Source organism: Acidianus sp. HS-5, from assembly GCF_021655615.1.
Taxonomy (GTDB): domain Archaea; phylum Thermoproteota; class Thermoprotei_A; order Sulfolobales; family Sulfolobaceae; genus Acidianus.
This window is the reverse complement of the sequence record NZ_AP025245.1, coordinates 1,921,573-1,938,549: the sequence shown is the minus strand read 5'-3', so window position 1 is coordinate 1,938,549 and position 16,977 is coordinate 1,921,573. Positions and strand designations below refer to the sequence as shown.

Genomic DNA, 16,977 nt, shown 5'->3' with positions numbered 1-16,977 from the left:
GGAATGAGAGATGTCTGCTAGTCAGTACAATCCTTATAATTGGAAGTTCCTACTATTCACACAAGTATGGTTAGTAATAATATCTATAGTTTTAACTTATTATCCACAGTATTATTTTGAGGTAATAATTTTATATATGATAGTAATTTTTGGATTTACCTTCTTTATGACTTACAAGTCTAATCCTACTTTTAGAGATAGAAAATTGCTTTATGAGATAGTTAACTCTAGGACAATATATGAGGAAAAAGATGTCTCGAAGTTAATAATGGCAGATCAAGAATATCAAAAACAGTATATGGACTCTATAAAGAGAAATTTTAGAATGTTAGGATTTTATGTTGTTTACTTGGCAGTATTGTTCTTTGCATACAGCTATATAATAAAATTTGCAGATTCTCAAACTTTAACATATAGATTAATAGTGTATTTAGCGTATTTTGAAGGTTTGTTTGGAATAGGCTTCTTCGTAAGCAGAAAGGTTCTAGCTCCATCAATGGGCAATATGGCGCCAATGGCTATGCCTAGTTATAAGATAACTGAAAAGGGAATAGTTAGCAGTAAAGGATATTCCGTCTTCCTACATGCTAAATATTTACTTAATTCTGAGATTACAATAAACCGTGAAAAACATTATATAGAGATAGATTCGACAAAACAGAAATTACCATATAAGGTTAGATTATATTCACAGGACATAGATAAAGTTCTTGATTATATAGAGCGTATTAAAAAACTGGAGCTTAAAAGGCAGAGTTCCGAAGGCTAGAAAAGTGAAAATGTGAATATGTAGCTAAAGTTTCTTGCGTTTTTACGCCATCATAATTGTCTTTTATTCCCTTACCCTTTATATTCTTAAATATGAATTTCTTCTCGTTTACTTCTACTGGAAAAGAAACATGAAATTCATGACCCCTTATTTTTTCTCCTTTTCTAGAAATTATCGAGTTTTCTAAACTTAAAAGTTCAGTATAACCGATAGTCAACTTTCCTTTTGCTGAAATCCCTATATCGAAAATGTTACTCATATTGTATTTTTTATCATCTGTTCCTATTATATACTTAGAAGTATACATTAATCCGCCGCATTCTGCTAAGATTTTTGTTCCTTTATACGATTCTTTTCTTAGCCATCTGGAAGTTGTAGAGGATTCTAATTCTTTAAGGTAAAGTTCAGGATATCCTCCGCCTATGTAAATTAAGTCAGGATTTTCAACTGTTTCACCTTTTAATGGACTGAAGAATTTTATCTGAAATTTTCTTTTTAGTATTTCTATATTTTCTTGATAGTAGAAGTTAAAAGCTGCATCGTAAGCTATTGCAGCAATTTTTTCCTCATTTTGCATCGTTTCTTGATTGTTAATACCAGGTAAATCCTCTGCAGAATTAGCTATTTCAAGGACTTTATCAATATCCACGTGTTCCTCTATTAGTTCAGCAATAACTTCGATTGATTTTTCTGGGTTATAATCTTCAGTAGTGTAAAGACCTAAATGCCTTGAAGGCACTATTAAGTCTTTTGAAAAAGGTACATAGCCTAAAACTTTCACATCTTTTACTGAATTCTTGCAGTAATTAAAATGGCCTTCTGAAGAAATTTTATTAAATATTACTCCTGCTATTCTTGCATTTCCGTAATCTTTTAGTCCTCTTATTATTGCTCCTGCAGTACTACCTATATTTTCACAGTTTATGATTAGGATTATAGGAGTTTTAGTTACTTCTGACAGTTGATAAGTACTGTAATCCAATCCTACTCCATCGTAAAGTCCCATAACTCCCTCTATTATAGAAATATCAAATCCATTAGAATATTTTATTATACTATTGATAACATTTTCCTTTCCCATAATGAATAAATCAAGATTTATTGAAGGAATACCTCTTGTTGCTATTTTATGATATCCTGTGTCTATAAAGTCTGGTCCTGCTTTGAATGGTCTTACCTTAACTCTTTTAGATAATGCTCTCATTAAACCTGAGGAAATGAGTGTTTTTCCAGAATCACTTCTGTCTGATGAAATTAAAATTCTAGGTATATGAGTCATATTACACTTAATGACAAAAAGAAATAAATGTATAATTTATGTTAAATTCACTCATGAAGCTTTCTTATGATGATGTAAGAGATTTTAAGAATATATTAACTGCATTAGCAAAGCTAGTCGATGAAGCATCACTAAAGATAAACCCAGATGGAGTGGAATTAGTAGCTATAGACAGAGCTCATATTTCATTGGTAAGACTTCAAATTCCTAAGGAAGCATTCAAGGATTACGACGTTCAAGAGGAATTTAATTTCGGTTTTAATACCCAATATCTATTAAAGATTTTGTCAGCACCTAAGAAGAAGGAATCCATGGAGCTAGAGGCAGAGGATCCTTCACAGGTTATAATAAGGATTTCTGGCGGTATTAATAGGGATTATATTATAAGGAATTTAGACGTTTCTCCTCCAGAAGTTCCTGAGCTTAACTTGGAGTTTGATGTTAAAGCTAGCATAAATTCTTCTGGATTTAACAAAGCAGTGGGTCAAATTTCATCTGTAAGCGACACTATACTATTTAAGGCCGATGAGAATGGTATTACACTTAGAAGTAAGTCTGAAACTGATGTAGAAGTAGAATTTGCTAAAGAATCAGGTGGGTTACAAGACATAGAGATTTCGAAGCCTGCAGAGTCTACGTACTCTTGTGATTATTTGGATGATATATTGGCTTTAACAAAACTTTCTGGTTTAATGAAAATCTCGTTCTCTGATCAGAAACCATTACAGATACAGTTTAATATGGAATCTGGCGGTAATGTAATATACTTACTTGCTCCACAAATGGGGTGATAAAATTTAAGGCATATATAATAGGAAGTTATCCAAGATCTCTTGCATTAGGTAAAACAATATCTAGATTTAGGTCAGGCAAACTATCTCAAGATAAGTTAGATAATGCGTTTTTAAAAGAAGAAGAAAAATTCTTTAATATAGTAAAGGAAGTCAATCCTGCATTTACTACCGACGGCTTATTTAGATGGGATGATATAGTTGATTTAACTTTTTCTTATATTAATGGTCAAGAGAAAGGAGAGTTAATGAGATTTTTTGATAATAACTTTTATTACAGAAAAGCTGTAATAAAGTCAAAATTAACTCCTAAAGAGGAATATCAGAAAATTCTTGAGCTTGATAAGGAGATGTTAAAGAAACTTGAGGTAAAATCTAGTTTAAGTTCTGTGATATTAGGTCCTCTAACATATGTTGAATTATCACAAGATGAGTATTACCATGATGAAGAAGAATTAATGTTCACGTATTCTTCAGTTGTTAACGAGGTAATAAAAGGAATAGAGAGTAAAGTTGATATGATAGAAATTCACGAGCCTTCTCTTTTCTCTAAAGGAATTAAAAAGGAAACGTTAGATAAACTTTCTTCAGCATATGATGCTATGCTCAAAGGAGTCAGAAAACCTACGCTGGTTATTTCATATTTTGAAGTGTTAAGCAAAAGGCTTCCTTATCTATTTTCTCTACCAGTAGAGAACTACGGTGTGGATATAATAGAGAACAAGAAGAAACTAGCTAATATTTATAAGTATTTTAAAGATAAGAACGTATTTTTAGGAGTTTTGAATACCAGAAATACTAAAATGGAAAGAATAAGCACTATAAAGAGAATGGTAGAGAAGGCCAAAGAAAAGGGAGCTAAAGAGATCATGATAGGTAATGCCAGTTTAATGGATTTTATACCGGAGAAGGTTGCTAGGAAAAAATTAATGCTTCTAAAGAAGGTGATACAATGATGGAAGAATTACCAATCTTACCAACAACCGTAATAGGTAGTTATCCTAGACCAAAATGGCTAAGAGAGGCTATAAGACTACATAAGGCAGGAAAAGTTTCTGACGAAGAGCTAACAGAAGCATTTAACGATGCTGCTTTAGCTGTACTTCACGATCATTATTTAGCAGGGATAGACGTCCCTACAGATGGCGAAGTAAAAAGAGATGAAATGGTAGAGTATTTTGCGGAAAGATTAGGAGGGTTCAAGTTTTATGGCCCTGTAAGGGTTTGGGGTACTGCGTATTATAGGAAGCCTGCTGTAGTAAGCAAGATAGAATATAAATCCCCACTTTTAGTTGATGAGTTTAACTATACTAAATCAGTATCATATACTCCGAACGTTAAGATAACAATTACCGGACCTTATACAATTGCGTATTGGTCATATAATGAATATTACAAAGATATGAGAGACTTAACTTTTGACCTAGCAAAGATAATAAATAAGGAAATACATAACTTAGTTGATGCTGGAGCAAGAATAATACAAGTCGATGAACCAGCTATACATTCGAATAAGAAAGATGTTAACTGGGCAGTGGAGGCAGTAAATGAAGCTGTTAAAGGAATTAACGCTAAACTGATAATTCACATATGTTATGGTGATTATAGGATAGTCGCGCCATATTTGAACGAATTTAAGGTTGATCAAATAAATTTTGCTTTAAAGATATATAATTACAGATACTTAGACTTATTTAAAAAATACGGGTATGAAAAAGAGCTGGGATTAGGAGTTATAGACGTACATAACAGAAGAATAGAATCTGCAGAAGAGGTTGCTAAAGATATTAAGAACACATTAAAGTACTTCCCTGCTGAGAAAATATGGATAAATCCTGATTGTGGATTAAAGCTTCTTCCTAGGAATATAGCCTTACAAAAATTAGTAAACATGGTAAAGGGAACAGAGATAGTGAGGGAAGAACTTAAAAAGTAGAATATAAGTACTAGAATAAGCTAGTGATTAGCTATGAATAAGAAGAGAGCTAGAGGTAAATCCCACTCCACCAGACCAGTAAGGGCTGGAGCTCCCAAATGGGTTAGGTTTACTAGAGAAGAAGTTGAAATGCTAGTAGAGGAATTAGCTAAAAGAGGATATGGGCCTAGTATGATAGGAGTAATATTAAGGGATCAATATGGTATACCATTAGTAAAGCAAATAACTGGAAAGAACCTAACTGATATTCTTGAAGAGAAAGGCTTAGCTCCTAAAATTCCCGAAGATTTATTCAATTTGATTAGAAAAGCTGTTAATGTAAGGAGGCATCTTACAGAATATCCTAAGGATAAAGTATCAAAGAAAGGCCTTGAGGAAATTGAATCAAAGATTAGGAGGTTAGTATATTATTATAAAGATGTTGGAAAATTGCCAGAAAATTGGGCATATGATCCAGCAACTGCCGAGTTATTAATAACTAGCACATCATAGTCTACACCCTATTTCTTTTAGTTTATTTTGAAGTACCAGACTATATGCTATTCTTGTTAAACTATCAGCTTCTGTATTTTCTTCTCTTGGAACCCATTTAAATTCTACATATTCGAAATTTTTTAGATTTTCTTGTATTTTATCATATATCTTTTTAAGTCTTAGAGACTTTATTTTATATTCTCCAGATAGTTGCCTAATAACCAATTGGCTATCTCCATAAAATATTGCATTTTTTATTCCAATTTGTATTAGCTTTGTCATAGCACAGTATATGCCCATGTATTCTGCAACATTATTTGTGGCATCTTTAGACCAAGGTTTTTCTGCCAAACCATAACCTTGTATAATTTGTTTATCGAGTTTTATTACATATGCGTAAGTTGCTATTCCTCCAGGATTTTTAGGTTCACACAGACCATCAAAATTAACTTTTGCTATCAATTTTTTCCTCTACCCTCTCTTTTAATACCTCTGCAACCCTTTTATCTACTCCTATAGGTTCTGCAATGATAACTTTCACTTTTTCCTGATTTACTATAGTTTCTCCTTTTTCATTTAAGTCTAATAACTTTGGAATATCCCTATAAAAATGCATACCTGCAGCGAATAATAATGGCACTGCAATTATTTCTGTAGCTCCTTTATTTACTAGAATTTCTAATGATTCTCTAAGTGTCGGTTTGTTAAATTCAAGAAATCCGTATTCTACGAGAGGGAAGTATTCTAATAGTAAATTTTTATAACCATCAGCAATATTTTTCCATTCCTCAACTCTACTGCCATGCAGGACTAAAATTATACCGATCATTTTAAGTTCTCTGGAGCTACGAGTTTATATACTTGTGTCAGAATACCAAAATGAAAGGTGACATTTAATTGCCGGACTTTAAGGTTGTAATTTCAGATCCCGAAACAAAGCAATTAAAGATAATGAAAGTAAAAGTAAAGGCAGATGAGAATGTAAAATCTATGGACGGAGAAAAAGACGGAAAAGCCTTACCTATAGCTAAATTGAACACTAAACTAAAGCAAGAGCTCAATTTGGACAAGTTATTAAGTTTGCAAATTGAAAAACAGGAAGGCGATAAAAAGGTAAAAATAAAAGTACATTTCCTAGTTCAGACCGATGATAGTTTACCTGATAAGGAAGTGCATATAAGTAAAACTATTGCCGAAAAATTCGGAGCAGAAGACTTTGAAGCTTTAGCTTATAGGACTAAGGCCTTTCAAATTTTAGTTGATCAATCAAAATTAAGCCTATTTGGTACTAAAATAGGAGATAAAATGAACTTAACAATCAGTGATACTCCATTTACACTAAAAGTCACCGGAGGATCTGACAATACGGGATTCGCGATGAGACCAGATATCTCCGGCCCCGCTAAGAGGAGAGTGCTAGTTTCTGGCCCACCGGGATATGTTCCACGTGAAGACGGAGAAAGAAGGAGGAAAATGTTGAGAGGAGATACAATAAGTAATGAAATAGTTCAGATAAATACTGTGATAGTAAGGTGATTTTTTGCCCTGGCCAAAAGTGCAACCAGAAGTCAACATAGGTGTAGTAGGACATGTAGATCATGGTAAGACTACATTAGTTCAAGCTTTAACTGGAATATGGACATCTAAGCATTCTGAAGAATTAAAGAGAGGGATGACGATAAAGTTAGGTTATGCAGAGGCTAGCTTTGGGATTTGTAAAAACTGTAAAAAGCCAGACGCGTATGTTAATGAAGAATCCTGTAGTCAATGCGGAAGTGATGAAGAACCGGATTTTTTAAGGAGAGTATCATTTCTGGACGCGCCAGGACATGAGATTTTAATGGCTACAATGTTATCTGGAACTGCGATTCTCGATGGAGCGGTTTTGGTAGTCGCTGCTAATGAGCCTTTTCCTCAACCGCAAACCAGAGAACATTTCGTGGCCTTAGGTATAGTTGGAATAAAGAATTTAGTTATAGTGCAAAATAAAATAGATGTAGTAACTAAAGATCAAGCTATTGCGCAATATAAGCAAATTAATGAGTTTATAAAAGGAACTTGGGCAGAAGGATCTCCTATAATTCCAGTAAGTGCACTTCATAAGATAAATGTTGACGCATTAATAGAGGCTATAGAGGAAAGAATTCCTACACCAAAGAGAGATTTAACTAAAATACCGATAATGCTGGTGGTAAGGAGTTTTGATGTGAATAAACCCGGAACCACATTTGATAAATTAGTTGGAGGAGTTGTTGGAGGAAGTATAGTTCAGGGTAAGTTTTCTGTAGGCCAGGAGATAAAGGTTTTACCAGGAATTAGGATCGAGGATAGAGGTAAAGTAAGCTATGAGCCTATTTATACCAAAATATCTTCGCTTAGATTTGGAGATTTGGAAGTAAATGAAGCTAGGCCAGGAGGCTTAGTAGCAGTAGGAACTTACTTAGACCCATCAGTAACCAAGGCAGACAGCTTAATGGGTAATATGGTCACAGATGCTAAGGCAGATGTTCCAGTATTATGGAATATTAGAGTTGAGTATAATTTACTTGAAAGGGTAGTTGGTAGTAAAGATCTTGTTAAAGTATCACCTATAAGGAATAAAGAAGTATTGATGATAACAGTAGGGTCTGCAACTACATTAGGTACAGTTACTCATGCAAAATCTAATGAGATAGAACTTGAACTTAAGAGACCAATCCCGGTCTGGGAGAATAATTTAAGGCTAGTTATAAGTAGGCAAGTTGGAGGAAGATGGAGATTAGTAGGATGGGGTCAAATAAAAATTTAGGAGTTTTAGTTGACACTAATATTTTGCTTTACATATATGATAGGATAGATCCTTTTAATTTAGTTATAGAATACCTTGATTACAAGCCAGAATTTTATATTCACAAAGCAGTCTTTCATGAGTTGGAAATTTTAAGGTCAAGGTATTCTAGATCACCTTCTTATATCTCAAGGATAAACGTAGCAATGATGTATCTAGAAAAATATAAGAATTATTGGAAATTAATAGGCGAGATTACAGATAAGCCAACTGACGATATTCTTATTGATTGTGCTAAAAAGAATAAATTCCTAATTTTTACAAATGATAGAGAATTGAAACAAAAGGCATTAAAAAACAATATAGGAATAATTTTTTTAGCTAGTAAAGGTAAAATTATAAAATCGGTCTTTCTTATCTAACTGTTGATTATTATGTTTAAAATTATTAAAGCTAAAGGGGTTGTAAGGATACCTCCAGAATACTTTGGTGAGGAACTAGATAAAATTGCACTAGAAATCTTAAAATCGGAGTATCAAGACAAGATTTTTAAGGATTTGGGTTTAGTCTTAGGCGTTTTATCTGCAAAAGCTAGTGAAGAAGGCCAAATAATCTTTGGAGATGGAGCTACATATCATGAGGTGCAATTTGAGTTATTAGCTTATGTTCCAGCTTTACAAGAAGTAGTTGAAGGAACTGTATCAGAAGTGGACAATTACGGAATTTATGTAAATCTAGGTCCAATGGACGGTTTAGTTCATATATCGCAAATAGCAGACGATACTTTTAAGTTCGATTCAGCAAGAGGAATTTTAATTGGAGAGAAAACTAAAAAAGTTTTGCAAAAAGGAGATTTAGTCAGAGCAAGGATAGTTACAGTTTCTGCTATATCCTCTTCTGGTAAATTACCTAGGATAGGTTTAACAATGAAGCAACCTACATTAGGAAAGTTAAATAAGTGATAAAAATGCCCAAATCCTCAATTTTTAAAGCATGTAGGAATTGCAAGGCACTAGTTTTGCCAGACCAAGATGCGTGTCCGGTATGCGGGGGCACCAGTTTCACTGAAGAATGGGAAGGTATGATTATAATTCTTAACGAAAATTCAGAGCTGATGAATTTAACAGGGGCAAAGAAACCTTGGAGGTACGCGATAAATATCAAGTAGACTTATGTTTTTATTTGCCTAAAGAAATTAGAAAGGAGCTTTCAAGACCTTATGGTATTCTTTTTAAATCTACAGAAAAACTCTTAAAATATGTAGATAATTTTGAAAGAATAATTTCAGTAGGTGATGTTGTTACTCAAGAGTTATTAAAGAATGACAAGAGAATATTTTTGTCAGTGATTGACGGTAAGACTAAAAGGAACATAAAATCGAGCATGAAATTTTCGAAATATATTACAGTAAAAAATGAGCCCGGAATAATAAGACTTTCAGCAATGTCTTACATCAAATCTGCATTAAATTCATTTTCGAATTCTGTAATTTATGTAGATGGTGAAGAAGACTTACTCGTAATTCCTGCTACACTTTACGGAAAAGAGGGGGACTTAATAATTTACGGTCAACCTAATGCTGGAGCAGTTGCATTAGAAGTTTGTGAAGCTACAAAATGGAGAGTTAAGGACATATTTTCTAAATTCATTGTAAAAAAATGTTAATCAGTCCTGCGCGGGTTCCTCACCTATCAGCCCTTTCGAGCCTCTTCATGCTCCATATTTACTTGCTCTATTTGAGTAATTAAGCAATACGTTCATTACATCTAATCCTGTTATTCTAAGACTTCCTTTTCTAGCTTCTCTTTCATTAAAGTCAGTAACGTTATCTGGAATTATGTTATCTGGAACATGAAGTAAAACTGGCACTGGATCTCCAGAATGCTCTTTAAGTTCTACTGGTGTGGCATGATCTCCAGTGAACATTAATACAATCTCTTGTCCAAAGTTGTTTAAAATTTTTCCTATTATATAGTCAATTTTTTCAATAGCCTTAACTTTTTCTTCGGCTTTTCCGTCATGAGATGCAGCGTCAGTTGCTTTTATGTGGAGGAATATGAAGTCGTATTTATCGTCTTTAAGCAGCTCTATAACTTTATCCGCTATAGCATCGTAATTAGTATCCATTCCTCCGGTAGCGCCCTTTGGAGTAAACACGTCCATTCCTATGGCTTTGCATACACCTTTTATGAGTGCAGTAGCTGATACGGCAGCTCCTTTTAACTCAGTGTAGTCACGTAACTTAGGTAATTCTACGTATTTTGAAGCTCCTCTCAATAATATTATATTAGCTGGAGGCTCACCTCTTTCAATCCTATTTTTATTGTGAATAGACGTTGATAGCACATCGTAAATTCTCTTTGTCAAATTATTCACAATTTCCGCTGTCCTTTTTGAGTTTGCTGAGTTATCTAAAGGAGCAGATTCTCTAACCTTATGTCCTACTTCATGCGGATCAGTATCAGAGATCTTATCGCTAAGGTCTTTTCCAGAAAGCACTACTGCAACTCTATGCTCTGTGGCCTTGTAAAAAGTTGGTTTTACGTTATCTATCTCTCCTATCTTTTCATTTAGTTCATTTACAAGCTGTTCTCCTTCATCTATTTTCCTGCCGGCTCTTCTATCTATTACAGTCATGTTCTCGTCTACCGTTGCGAAATTTCCTCTGAACGCTATATCACCTTCAGTAAGATAAGCTCCAGTACCTAAAGCTTCTAGTGCACCTCTACCTCTATAATACTTATGAGGGTCTATACCAAAAATAGCCATGTGCGAAGTATCACTACCTGCTACTATACCGGGACCTATAGGATCCATTAGTCCTACTAGTGAAGATTTAAGCAATTCTTTTATGTTAGGTTTATCTGCTACCTCTAAAGGTGTTTTATTGCCTAGTGATTTAACTTGTCTATCTCCTAGACCATCTGCTATGATTAAAAGAATTTTATACTTCCTCATATTGCAACACTCCTCTTCAATTCTTTGGCAAGTCTCTCGTATCTTTCAATATCTGCTTTAGTTATACTTGGATTAACTATTTTTAGAGCTTCATCAAAGTTTTTCATTGAAACTTTACCGTTAGGACTATTCATGCAATTCCTCATTTCCTTGTTATAACATTCTTCTGCAAGCTTACCGTTACTGGTACATTCTTGTCTAGATTTTTGATCGCACGCTGTCGATATCTCACGTAGCATAAGCATAGTAGCTTCTCTTACTAGCGCTTCTAAATCTGCTCCAGTATATCCTTCGGTTTTTTCAGCTATTGTCTCTAGGTTAACATCTTCTGCCAATGGTACATTTCTAGTATGAACTTTAAGTATCTCTAGCCTTGCAACTTTATCAGGCGGTGGAACATATATAAGTCTGTCGAATCTACCCGGTCTCAGTAACGCCGGATCTAGTATATCTGGTCTGTTAGTTGCAGCTATTACTACAACCTTGTTTAATGGCGTTATTCCGTCCATTTCTGCTAATAATTGGTTTACAAGTCTTTCAGTTACTCCACTATCATGGGAAAAACCTCTCATTGGTGCAATAGAGTCTATTTCATCGAAGAATATCACCGTTGGGGCAGTTTGTCTAGCTCTTCTAAATATTTCTCTTACCGCTTTTTCGCTTTCTCCTACCCATTTTGATAGAACTTCTGGTCCTCTTACTGCAATGAAGTTTGCTCCGCTTTCAGTTGCTACTGCCTTAGCTAACATAGTCTTTCCAGTTCCAGGAGGTCCAAATAGTAAAACCCCTTTAGGCGCTCTAATTCCAGATTTAACGAAAACATCGGGGAATTTTATTTGCCATTCTATAGCTTCTCTTAGCTGTTGCTTAACGTCTTCTAATCCTCCTATATCACTCCACCTAACTTTAGGTACTTCGACATAAACTTCTCTAAGTAATGTTGGTTGTATTGATTTCATTGCCTCTAGGAAGTCGTTCATTGTGACTTTTAGTTCCTTTAATAGTTCAGCAGGTATTTGTCCTTGATCTAGGTTTACTTTAGTAGTTGCTAAAAATCTTCTTAACGCTACCATTGCAGCTTCTTTAGTTAATGCGGCTAAATCTGCTCCAGTATAGCCGTTAGTCATATCTGCTATGTCGTCAAGGTTTACATCATCAGAAATGGGCATACTTCTTGTGTGAACTTGTAATATCTCTTTTCTTGCTTTCGTATCTGGAGGTCTTATCTCTATTTCTCTATCAAATCTTCCAGGTCTTCTAAGTGCAGGATCTACTGCTTCTGGTCTATTTGTTGCTCCAATAACTACTATCTTTCCTCTTCCTTTAATTCCATCCATTAAGGTAAGCAGCTGTGCTACTACTCTTTTTTCGACTTCTCCAGTAACCTCTTCTCTTTTAGGTGCTATTGCATCAATTTCATCAATGAAAATTATTGATGGAGCGTTCTTTTCTGCCTCATCAAATATTTGCCTAAGTCTTTCCTCACTTTCACCGTAGAATTTGCTCATTATTTCTGGTCCATTTATTGAAATGAAATATGCACCAATTTCATTAGCTAAAGCTCTTGCTAGTAAGGTTTTTCCAACTCCAGGAGGTCCATAAAGTAATATTCCTTTAGGAGGTTCTATGCCTAATCGCTGGAATAACTCTGGATGTTTCATTGGTAATTCTACGATTTCCCTTATTCTTTCTTTAACGTCTTCTAGATCTCCAATATCTTCCCATGTAACTTTAGTGTACGTGGTTTCTGCTTTAACCGGTTCTTCTTTAATATCCAGTTGAGTTTCAGAACTTACAAATACATAATTGCTAGGTTGTGTATTTACTACTACTAGTTCTATTACTCCAGTATAAATTGGAATAGGAATAGTTTCTCCTTTAACTAAAGGCTTATACATGAGCTGATCTTTTACATAGTCAATAAAGCTCTGGTCAAATCTTATTGGTTGTGTTGGGGCTAAAACTATTTTAGTAGCTTTATTTACAGTAGCTTTTCTTACTTCGACTTCATCTCCAATACTAGCTCCTATAGTTTTTCTTATATATCCGTCAATTCTTATTTCATCGTCTCCGACGTCATATGCCGGCATTGCTTGAACTAAAGAGGAGCCGGAAGGTCCAATAACCTCTAAGTAGTCTCCTGCATCTATTTTTAGTTGTGTCATTAAATTTTCCGATAATCTACCTATTTTTCTACCTACATCCCTTTGCCTTGCCTCAGATACTTTAAGCTTAATTGAAGTTGACATCAATATGCTATAGCTAAACCTTTTAAATAAGTCTTATTCAGAATCACTAGTAATGAGTGAAGAATTACCTAATTTAGTTTATATGAACGCTTGTCCTAATTGCGGAGGAGAAATAACAGCTAACAGATTATACAAAGGTTCCGCATGTGAGAAATGTGTAAAAGAAGATATAGAATTTAATTCCATATATGATCTCGCTTTACACTTGTTGAAAAATAAAGATTTACTTAATTTGCGTTCTCCTTATGAGATATTGAAAGAATTGAAAGATGTAGAAAGGCTTTTCAAGAAAGTTTTAGGATCTCCTCCTTTAGGCCCACAGAGGTCTTGGATAATTAGGGCATTAAGAGGGGAGAGCTTTGCAATTATAGCTCCACCAGGTTTAGGTAAAACTACCTTTGGAATTCTAATGTCTTTATACTTTGCCAAAAAGAGGAGAAAAACGTTGATGATTTTTCCCACAAAGACGTTAGTAAACCAAGTTGTTCAGAGGATACAAGATATGAGTAAGAACTTGGAAGAGATTCCTAAGTTAGCTTATTATTATTCTGGAATTACACAATCTCAAAAAGGTGAACTTAATAAAGTTTTGGAATCTGGAGATTTCGATATTTTTGTATCAACTTCTAGATATATAATCAATAATGTTGAATATATATCAACAAAGGAGTATAGATATTTATTTGTAGATGACGTAGATTCTGTTTTAAAATCAAGTAAGAGTGCTAATACTGTATTAAAGTTAGTAGGATTTACCGAAGATGACATTCAAAACGTGAGAGAATTGTTAAGAAAGTCTAGAAATAGTGAGGAAGTTTTCGATGAGATAAGAAAGATTAGAGAAAGAAAAACTATAGATAAGATAGCTATATTTTCCTCAGCAACTATAACTAAAGGAAATCCGGTATTTTCATCGTTAATGGGCTTTAGGCCCGGTAGTGCAGTAGTATACTTAAGGAACGTGATAGATTCTTATGTTCAGCTTCAGAATACTACTGATGAGCAAGTTATAGATGCTATAAATAAGATTGTTAACAAGCTAGGTAGTGGAGGTCTAATTTTTGTACCTATAGATAAGGGTGTAGCTTTTGCTAATAAGATAGCATCAGAAATTTCTGGATTAAAGGCTGAGGCAATTTCTTCAACATCCATTACAAAGTTGGATAAGTTTGAAAAAGGTGAAATTGATGTTCTAGTGGGTGTAGCTACTCATTACGGTATTTTAGTAAGAGGAATAGATATACCTTGGAGGATTAGATATGCTGTATTTGCCGGAATTCCAAGGTTTAGATTTAAGATAGGAGAAGCGATGCATCCTTTAGCAATGTTAAAGATGCTTACTCTTGTCTCCTTAGTAACTAAAGATGAAGAAGCTACGAAAGTATTAAGGATAGTCAGGAATAAGTTAAGGCGTATATCTCCTGCAGCTTTAGCAATGCTTGCTAATTCTATTAAAAACGGTAAAATAGAGGATACGTATATTCAAGAAGCATACGAGCTAACAAACAAATATTTAAAAAATGAAGAGATCCTGGAAAAGATTGCTGAGATAGGAGAAATTTCGATAAGTAACGGTTACATTTCAACTCCTGATTATCTAACTTACATTCAAGCTAGCGGAAGAACTTCTAGAATTTTCGGGGGAGAATTAACTACAGGCTTATCTGTTTTACTAGTAGATAACCCAAGGTTATTTGAACTCTTAAACAGAAGGTTATCAATTGTTTTAGATGAAGTAAACTGGAATTTGTTTGATATAAATGATGATAAGATAGGGAATAAAGGCTTACATGAAATCCTTAAGAGAATAGATTCTGAGAGAGAAGAAATAAGGAAAATAAAGAAAGAAGGAATTTTAGCCTCAGCCTCAGTCAAGAATATAAAAACCGTATTATTCGTTGTAGAGTCTCCTAATAAGGCTAGGACGATTTCTAGCTTTTTCTCTAAACCAAGTATAAGAGTATTTAACGGGGCAATCATATACGAGACTGTTATAGGAGATAAAGTGTTAATGGTTACTGCAAGTGGCGGTCATATTTACGATTTAACTACAAAAAATATAGGTATTCATGGAATAGAAGTTAGAAAGAATTCTAGCCTAGAATTCATGCCATATTATAATACGATAAAAAGGTGCAATAACGGTCACCAGTTTACTGAGTACGCTGAAGGTAATAGATGCCCAATTTGTGGATCTACTATCATAAGAGATAAAACAGATTCAATTGTATCGCTTAGGCAATTAGCGTTAGAGGCTGATGAGATTTTAATCGGGACAGATCCCGATGTTGAAGGAGAAAAAATTTCTTGGGATTTGTATTTAACTTTAAGGCCATATAATTCGAATATAAAAAGAGCTGAATTCCACGAGGTTACTAGAAGGGCAATAATCGAAGCAATAAATAATTCTAGGCAGTTTTCTATACCGTTATTACAATCTCAAGTAGTAAGGAGAATAGAAGACAGATGGATAGGCTTCAGTTTATCAAATAAGTTGCAAACCGTTTTCTGGCCACAATATTGTACAGAGACTTTGAATAAAAACGTATGTGGAGAGAATAAAAACCTAAGTGCAGGAAGAGTTCAAACACCTGTCTTAGGTTGGGTAATAAATAGGTATAATGAATATAATGAAACTAAGAGAACAGTATATGTAATAAAATTCCTTAACTCTCTTTCAGTTCTTGTTCCAAAGCAAGCGGATTTGGACAAGAAAGATGTAAAAGTAATAGTTCATAATATATCAAAATCTTCTGAAACTTTTGGTCCTATGCCTCCTTATACAACAGACGAAATGCTTTCAGATGCATCAAACTTATACGGAATTTCGGCTCCTGAAGCAATGAGAGTTGCTCAAGATCTTTTTGAAATGGGTTTAATTACATATCATAGAACAGACAGTACAAGGATTTCGAATGCTGGAATAGCAGTAGCAGAAAATTACTTAAAAGAAGTTCTTGAAGATAAGTATAAGGAGATCTTTAAGCCCAGAACTTGGGGAGAGGGAGGAGCGCATGAGGCTATTAGACCTACTAGGCCTCTAGACGAAAATCAGTTAAGAGCCTTGATTGAAGAAGGAGAATTAGAACTTCCTAAGAGACTTACTTTGAACCACTATAGAATTTATGGTCTTATATTTTCTAGGTTCATATCAAGTCAAATAGTCCCACTAAATGTAGATAAAATTAAATTTAGTGTTAAAGCTTTGAGCAACGGTAAAGACTTGAAAGTAGAAAATCCAGAAATTGAGTTGATAACTAGTGTTTCTTTGCCTGGAGGAATAGATGTAACAAAGTTTTCATTATATTATCCAAGATCATATTTTGCAAGCAGAGACTCTTCTTATGCTGATACTATAAAGAAATTGGAAGACTGTAGGAAGGCAAGCCAATGCGAATTTGTAGGAAATGTAGTATCTTCATTTGTGAAAAGTAACTATCAACTTTATACTCAAGGCGAACTTATAACAGAGATGAAAAATAAGAAAATTGGTAGACCCAGTACGTATGCTACAATTATTGCCACTTTGCTTAAAAGAGGATATATGCTAGAAACCAAAAAAGTTAAAAGACTTGTACCATCTAAATTAGGGATTAACGTGTATAACTTCTTGACTAGCAAATACTCCAAATTCGTTTCGGAAGAAAGAACTAGACAATTACTAGAGTTAATGGATCTTATAGAAGACGGTAAGGAAGATTATAGGCAAGTATTAAAACAATTATATGATGAAATACAAAGTATTGGGTGAAAG

17 protein-coding genes are annotated in these 16,977 nt (G+C 34.1%); 12 read left to right on the top strand and 5 right to left on the bottom strand.

Going from position 1 to position 16,977, the window contains the following annotated elements:
* The first annotated feature begins 10 nt into the window (after positions 1–10).
* Complete coding sequence (locus tag HS5_RS10465) at positions 11–769, top strand: DUF2208 domain-containing protein (protein WP_236751337.1); 759 nt, start codon at positions 11–13, stop codon at positions 767–769.
* Here HS5_RS10465 and HS5_RS10460 read toward each other — a convergent pair.
* Positions 744–2,039, bottom strand: a complete 1,296-nt coding sequence (locus HS5_RS10460; protein ID WP_236753547.1) for a cobyrinate a,c-diamide synthase — start codon at positions 2,037–2,039, stop codon at positions 744–746. The genes HS5_RS10465 and HS5_RS10460 overlap by 26 nt on opposite strands.
* 47 nt (positions 2,040–2,086) lie before the next feature.
* Between HS5_RS10460 and pcn the strand changes: the two genes are divergently transcribed.
* The 4 genes from pcn to HS5_RS10440 are packed head-to-tail and all read left to right on the top strand — an operon-like array spanning position 2,087 to position 5,267.
* Positions 2,087–2,839: a proliferating cell nuclear antigen (pcna) gene (gene pcn, locus HS5_RS10455; RefSeq protein WP_236751336.1), complete on the top strand. Its 753-nt coding sequence runs from the start codon at positions 2,087–2,089 to the stop codon at positions 2,837–2,839.
* Complete coding sequence (locus tag HS5_RS10450) at positions 2,836–3,795, top strand: hypothetical protein (RefSeq protein WP_236751335.1); 960 nt, start codon at positions 2,836–2,838, stop codon at positions 3,793–3,795. Before pcn ends, HS5_RS10450 begins: the two co-directional genes overlap by 4 nt.
* Positions 3,792–4,775 (top strand): methionine synthase, encoded by a 984-nt coding sequence (locus HS5_RS10445; RefSeq protein ID WP_236751334.1) that lies wholly within the window; start codon positions 3,792–3,794, stop codon positions 4,773–4,775. The genes HS5_RS10450 and HS5_RS10445 overlap by 4 nt, the downstream gene beginning before the upstream one ends.
* 33 nt (positions 4,776–4,808) lie before the next feature.
* A complete protein-coding gene (locus HS5_RS10440) occupies positions 4,809–5,267 on the top strand; it encodes a 30S ribosomal protein S15 (protein WP_236751333.1) in 459 nt (152 codons plus the stop codon).
* Here the strand turns inward: HS5_RS10440 and rnhA are convergent.
* Complete coding sequence (gene rnhA, locus HS5_RS10435) at positions 5,262–5,711, bottom strand: ribonuclease HI (protein WP_236751332.1); 450 nt, start codon at positions 5,709–5,711, stop codon at positions 5,262–5,264. The genes HS5_RS10440 and rnhA overlap by 6 nt on opposite strands.
* On the bottom strand, positions 5,695–6,078 hold the full coding sequence (locus tag HS5_RS10430) for a CbiX/SirB N-terminal domain-containing protein (protein ID WP_236751331.1): 384 nt from the start codon (positions 6,076–6,078) through the stop codon (positions 5,695–5,697). Before HS5_RS10430 ends, rnhA begins: the two co-directional genes overlap by 17 nt.
* Before the next feature lie 68 nt (positions 6,079–6,146).
* Between HS5_RS10430 and HS5_RS10425 the strand changes: the two genes are divergently transcribed.
* The 6 genes from HS5_RS10425 to HS5_RS10400 are packed head-to-tail and all read left to right on the top strand — an operon-like array spanning position 6,147 to position 9,681.
* A complete protein-coding gene (locus tag HS5_RS10425; RefSeq protein WP_236751330.1) occupies positions 6,147–6,785 on the top strand; it encodes a 30S ribosomal protein S6e in 639 nt (212 codons plus the stop codon).
* Between the two features lie 4 nt (positions 6,786–6,789).
* Positions 6,790–8,037 carry a translation initiation factor IF-2 subunit gamma gene (locus HS5_RS10420; protein WP_236751329.1) on the top strand — a complete coding sequence of 416 codons (1,248 nt, stop codon included), beginning with the start codon at positions 6,790–6,792 and terminating at the stop codon, positions 8,035–8,037.
* On the top strand, positions 8,016–8,438 hold the full coding sequence (locus HS5_RS10415) for a PIN domain-containing protein (protein WP_236751328.1): 423 nt from the start codon (positions 8,016–8,018) through the stop codon (positions 8,436–8,438). Before HS5_RS10420 ends, HS5_RS10415 begins: the two co-directional genes overlap by 22 nt.
* A 12-nt stretch (positions 8,439–8,450) precedes the next feature.
* On the top strand, positions 8,451–8,978 hold the full coding sequence (locus HS5_RS10410; protein WP_236751327.1) for a DNA-directed RNA polymerase: 528 nt from the start codon (positions 8,451–8,453) through the stop codon (positions 8,976–8,978).
* Positions 8,979–8,983: 5 nt separating this feature from the next.
* Positions 8,984–9,184, top strand: coding sequence for a transcription elongation factor subunit Spt4 (gene spt4 / locus HS5_RS10405; RefSeq protein WP_236751326.1), 201 nt, complete (start codon positions 8,984–8,986; stop codon positions 9,182–9,184).
* Positions 9,157–9,681, top strand: a complete 525-nt coding sequence (locus HS5_RS10400; RefSeq protein WP_236751325.1) for a DUF359 domain-containing protein — start codon at positions 9,157–9,159, stop codon at positions 9,679–9,681. The genes spt4 and HS5_RS10400 overlap by 28 nt, the downstream gene beginning before the upstream one ends.
* 45 nt (positions 9,682–9,726) lie before the next feature.
* Here the strand turns inward: HS5_RS10400 and HS5_RS10395 are convergent, their stop codons facing one another.
* Both HS5_RS10395 and HS5_RS10390 read right to left on the bottom strand, forming a co-directional pair.
* Positions 9,727–10,974, bottom strand: a complete 1,248-nt coding sequence (locus HS5_RS10395) for a 2,3-bisphosphoglycerate-independent phosphoglycerate mutase (protein ID WP_236751324.1) — start codon at positions 10,972–10,974, stop codon at positions 9,727–9,729.
* Positions 10,971–13,223 (bottom strand): CDC48 family AAA ATPase, encoded by a 2,253-nt coding sequence (locus tag HS5_RS10390; protein ID WP_236751323.1) that lies wholly within the window; start codon positions 13,221–13,223, stop codon positions 10,971–10,973. The genes HS5_RS10395 and HS5_RS10390 overlap by 4 nt, the downstream gene beginning before the upstream one ends.
* 52 nt (positions 13,224–13,275) lie before the next feature.
* On the opposite strand from HS5_RS10390, the gene rgy reads away from it, so the two are divergent.
* The gene (gene rgy / locus HS5_RS10385; RefSeq protein ID WP_236751322.1) at positions 13,276–16,974 is read left to right on the top strand and encodes a reverse gyrase; all 3,699 of its coding nucleotides are present in this window, start codon (positions 13,276–13,278) and stop codon (positions 16,972–16,974) included.
* The last annotated feature ends 3 nt before the right edge of the window (positions 16,975–16,977 follow it).

Coding starts and splice junctions, on each gene's coding strand:
- HS5_RS10465 (WP_236751337.1), top strand. CDS start 11: ATGTCTGCTAGTCAGTACAATCCTTATAATTGGAAGTTCCTACTATTC.
- pcn (WP_236751336.1), top strand. CDS start 2,087: ATGTTAAATTCACTCATGAAGCTTTCTTATGATGATGTAAGAGATTTT.
- HS5_RS10445 (WP_236751334.1), top strand. CDS start 3,792: ATGATGGAAGAATTACCAATCTTACCAACAACCGTAATAGGTAGTTAT.
- HS5_RS10440 (WP_236751333.1), top strand. CDS start 4,809: ATGAATAAGAAGAGAGCTAGAGGTAAATCCCACTCCACCAGACCAGTA.
- HS5_RS10430 (WP_236751331.1), bottom strand. CDS start 6,078: ATGATCGGTATAATTTTAGTCCTGCATGGCAGTAGAGTTGAGGAATGG.
- HS5_RS10415 (WP_236751328.1), top strand. CDS start 8,016: ATGGGGTCAAATAAAAATTTAGGAGTTTTAGTTGACACTAATATTTTG.
- HS5_RS10410 (WP_236751327.1), top strand. CDS start 8,451: ATGTTTAAAATTATTAAAGCTAAAGGGGTTGTAAGGATACCTCCAGAA.
- spt4 (WP_236751326.1), top strand. CDS start 8,984: ATGCCCAAATCCTCAATTTTTAAAGCATGTAGGAATTGCAAGGCACTA.
- HS5_RS10395 (WP_236751324.1), bottom strand. CDS start 10,974: ATGAGGAAGTATAAAATTCTTTTAATCATAGCAGATGGTCTAGGAGAT.
- HS5_RS10390 (WP_236751323.1), bottom strand. CDS start 13,223: ATGTCAACTTCAATTAAGCTTAAAGTATCTGAGGCAAGGCAAAGGGAT.
- rgy (WP_236751322.1), top strand. CDS start 13,276: ATGAGTGAAGAATTACCTAATTTAGTTTATATGAACGCTTGTCCTAAT.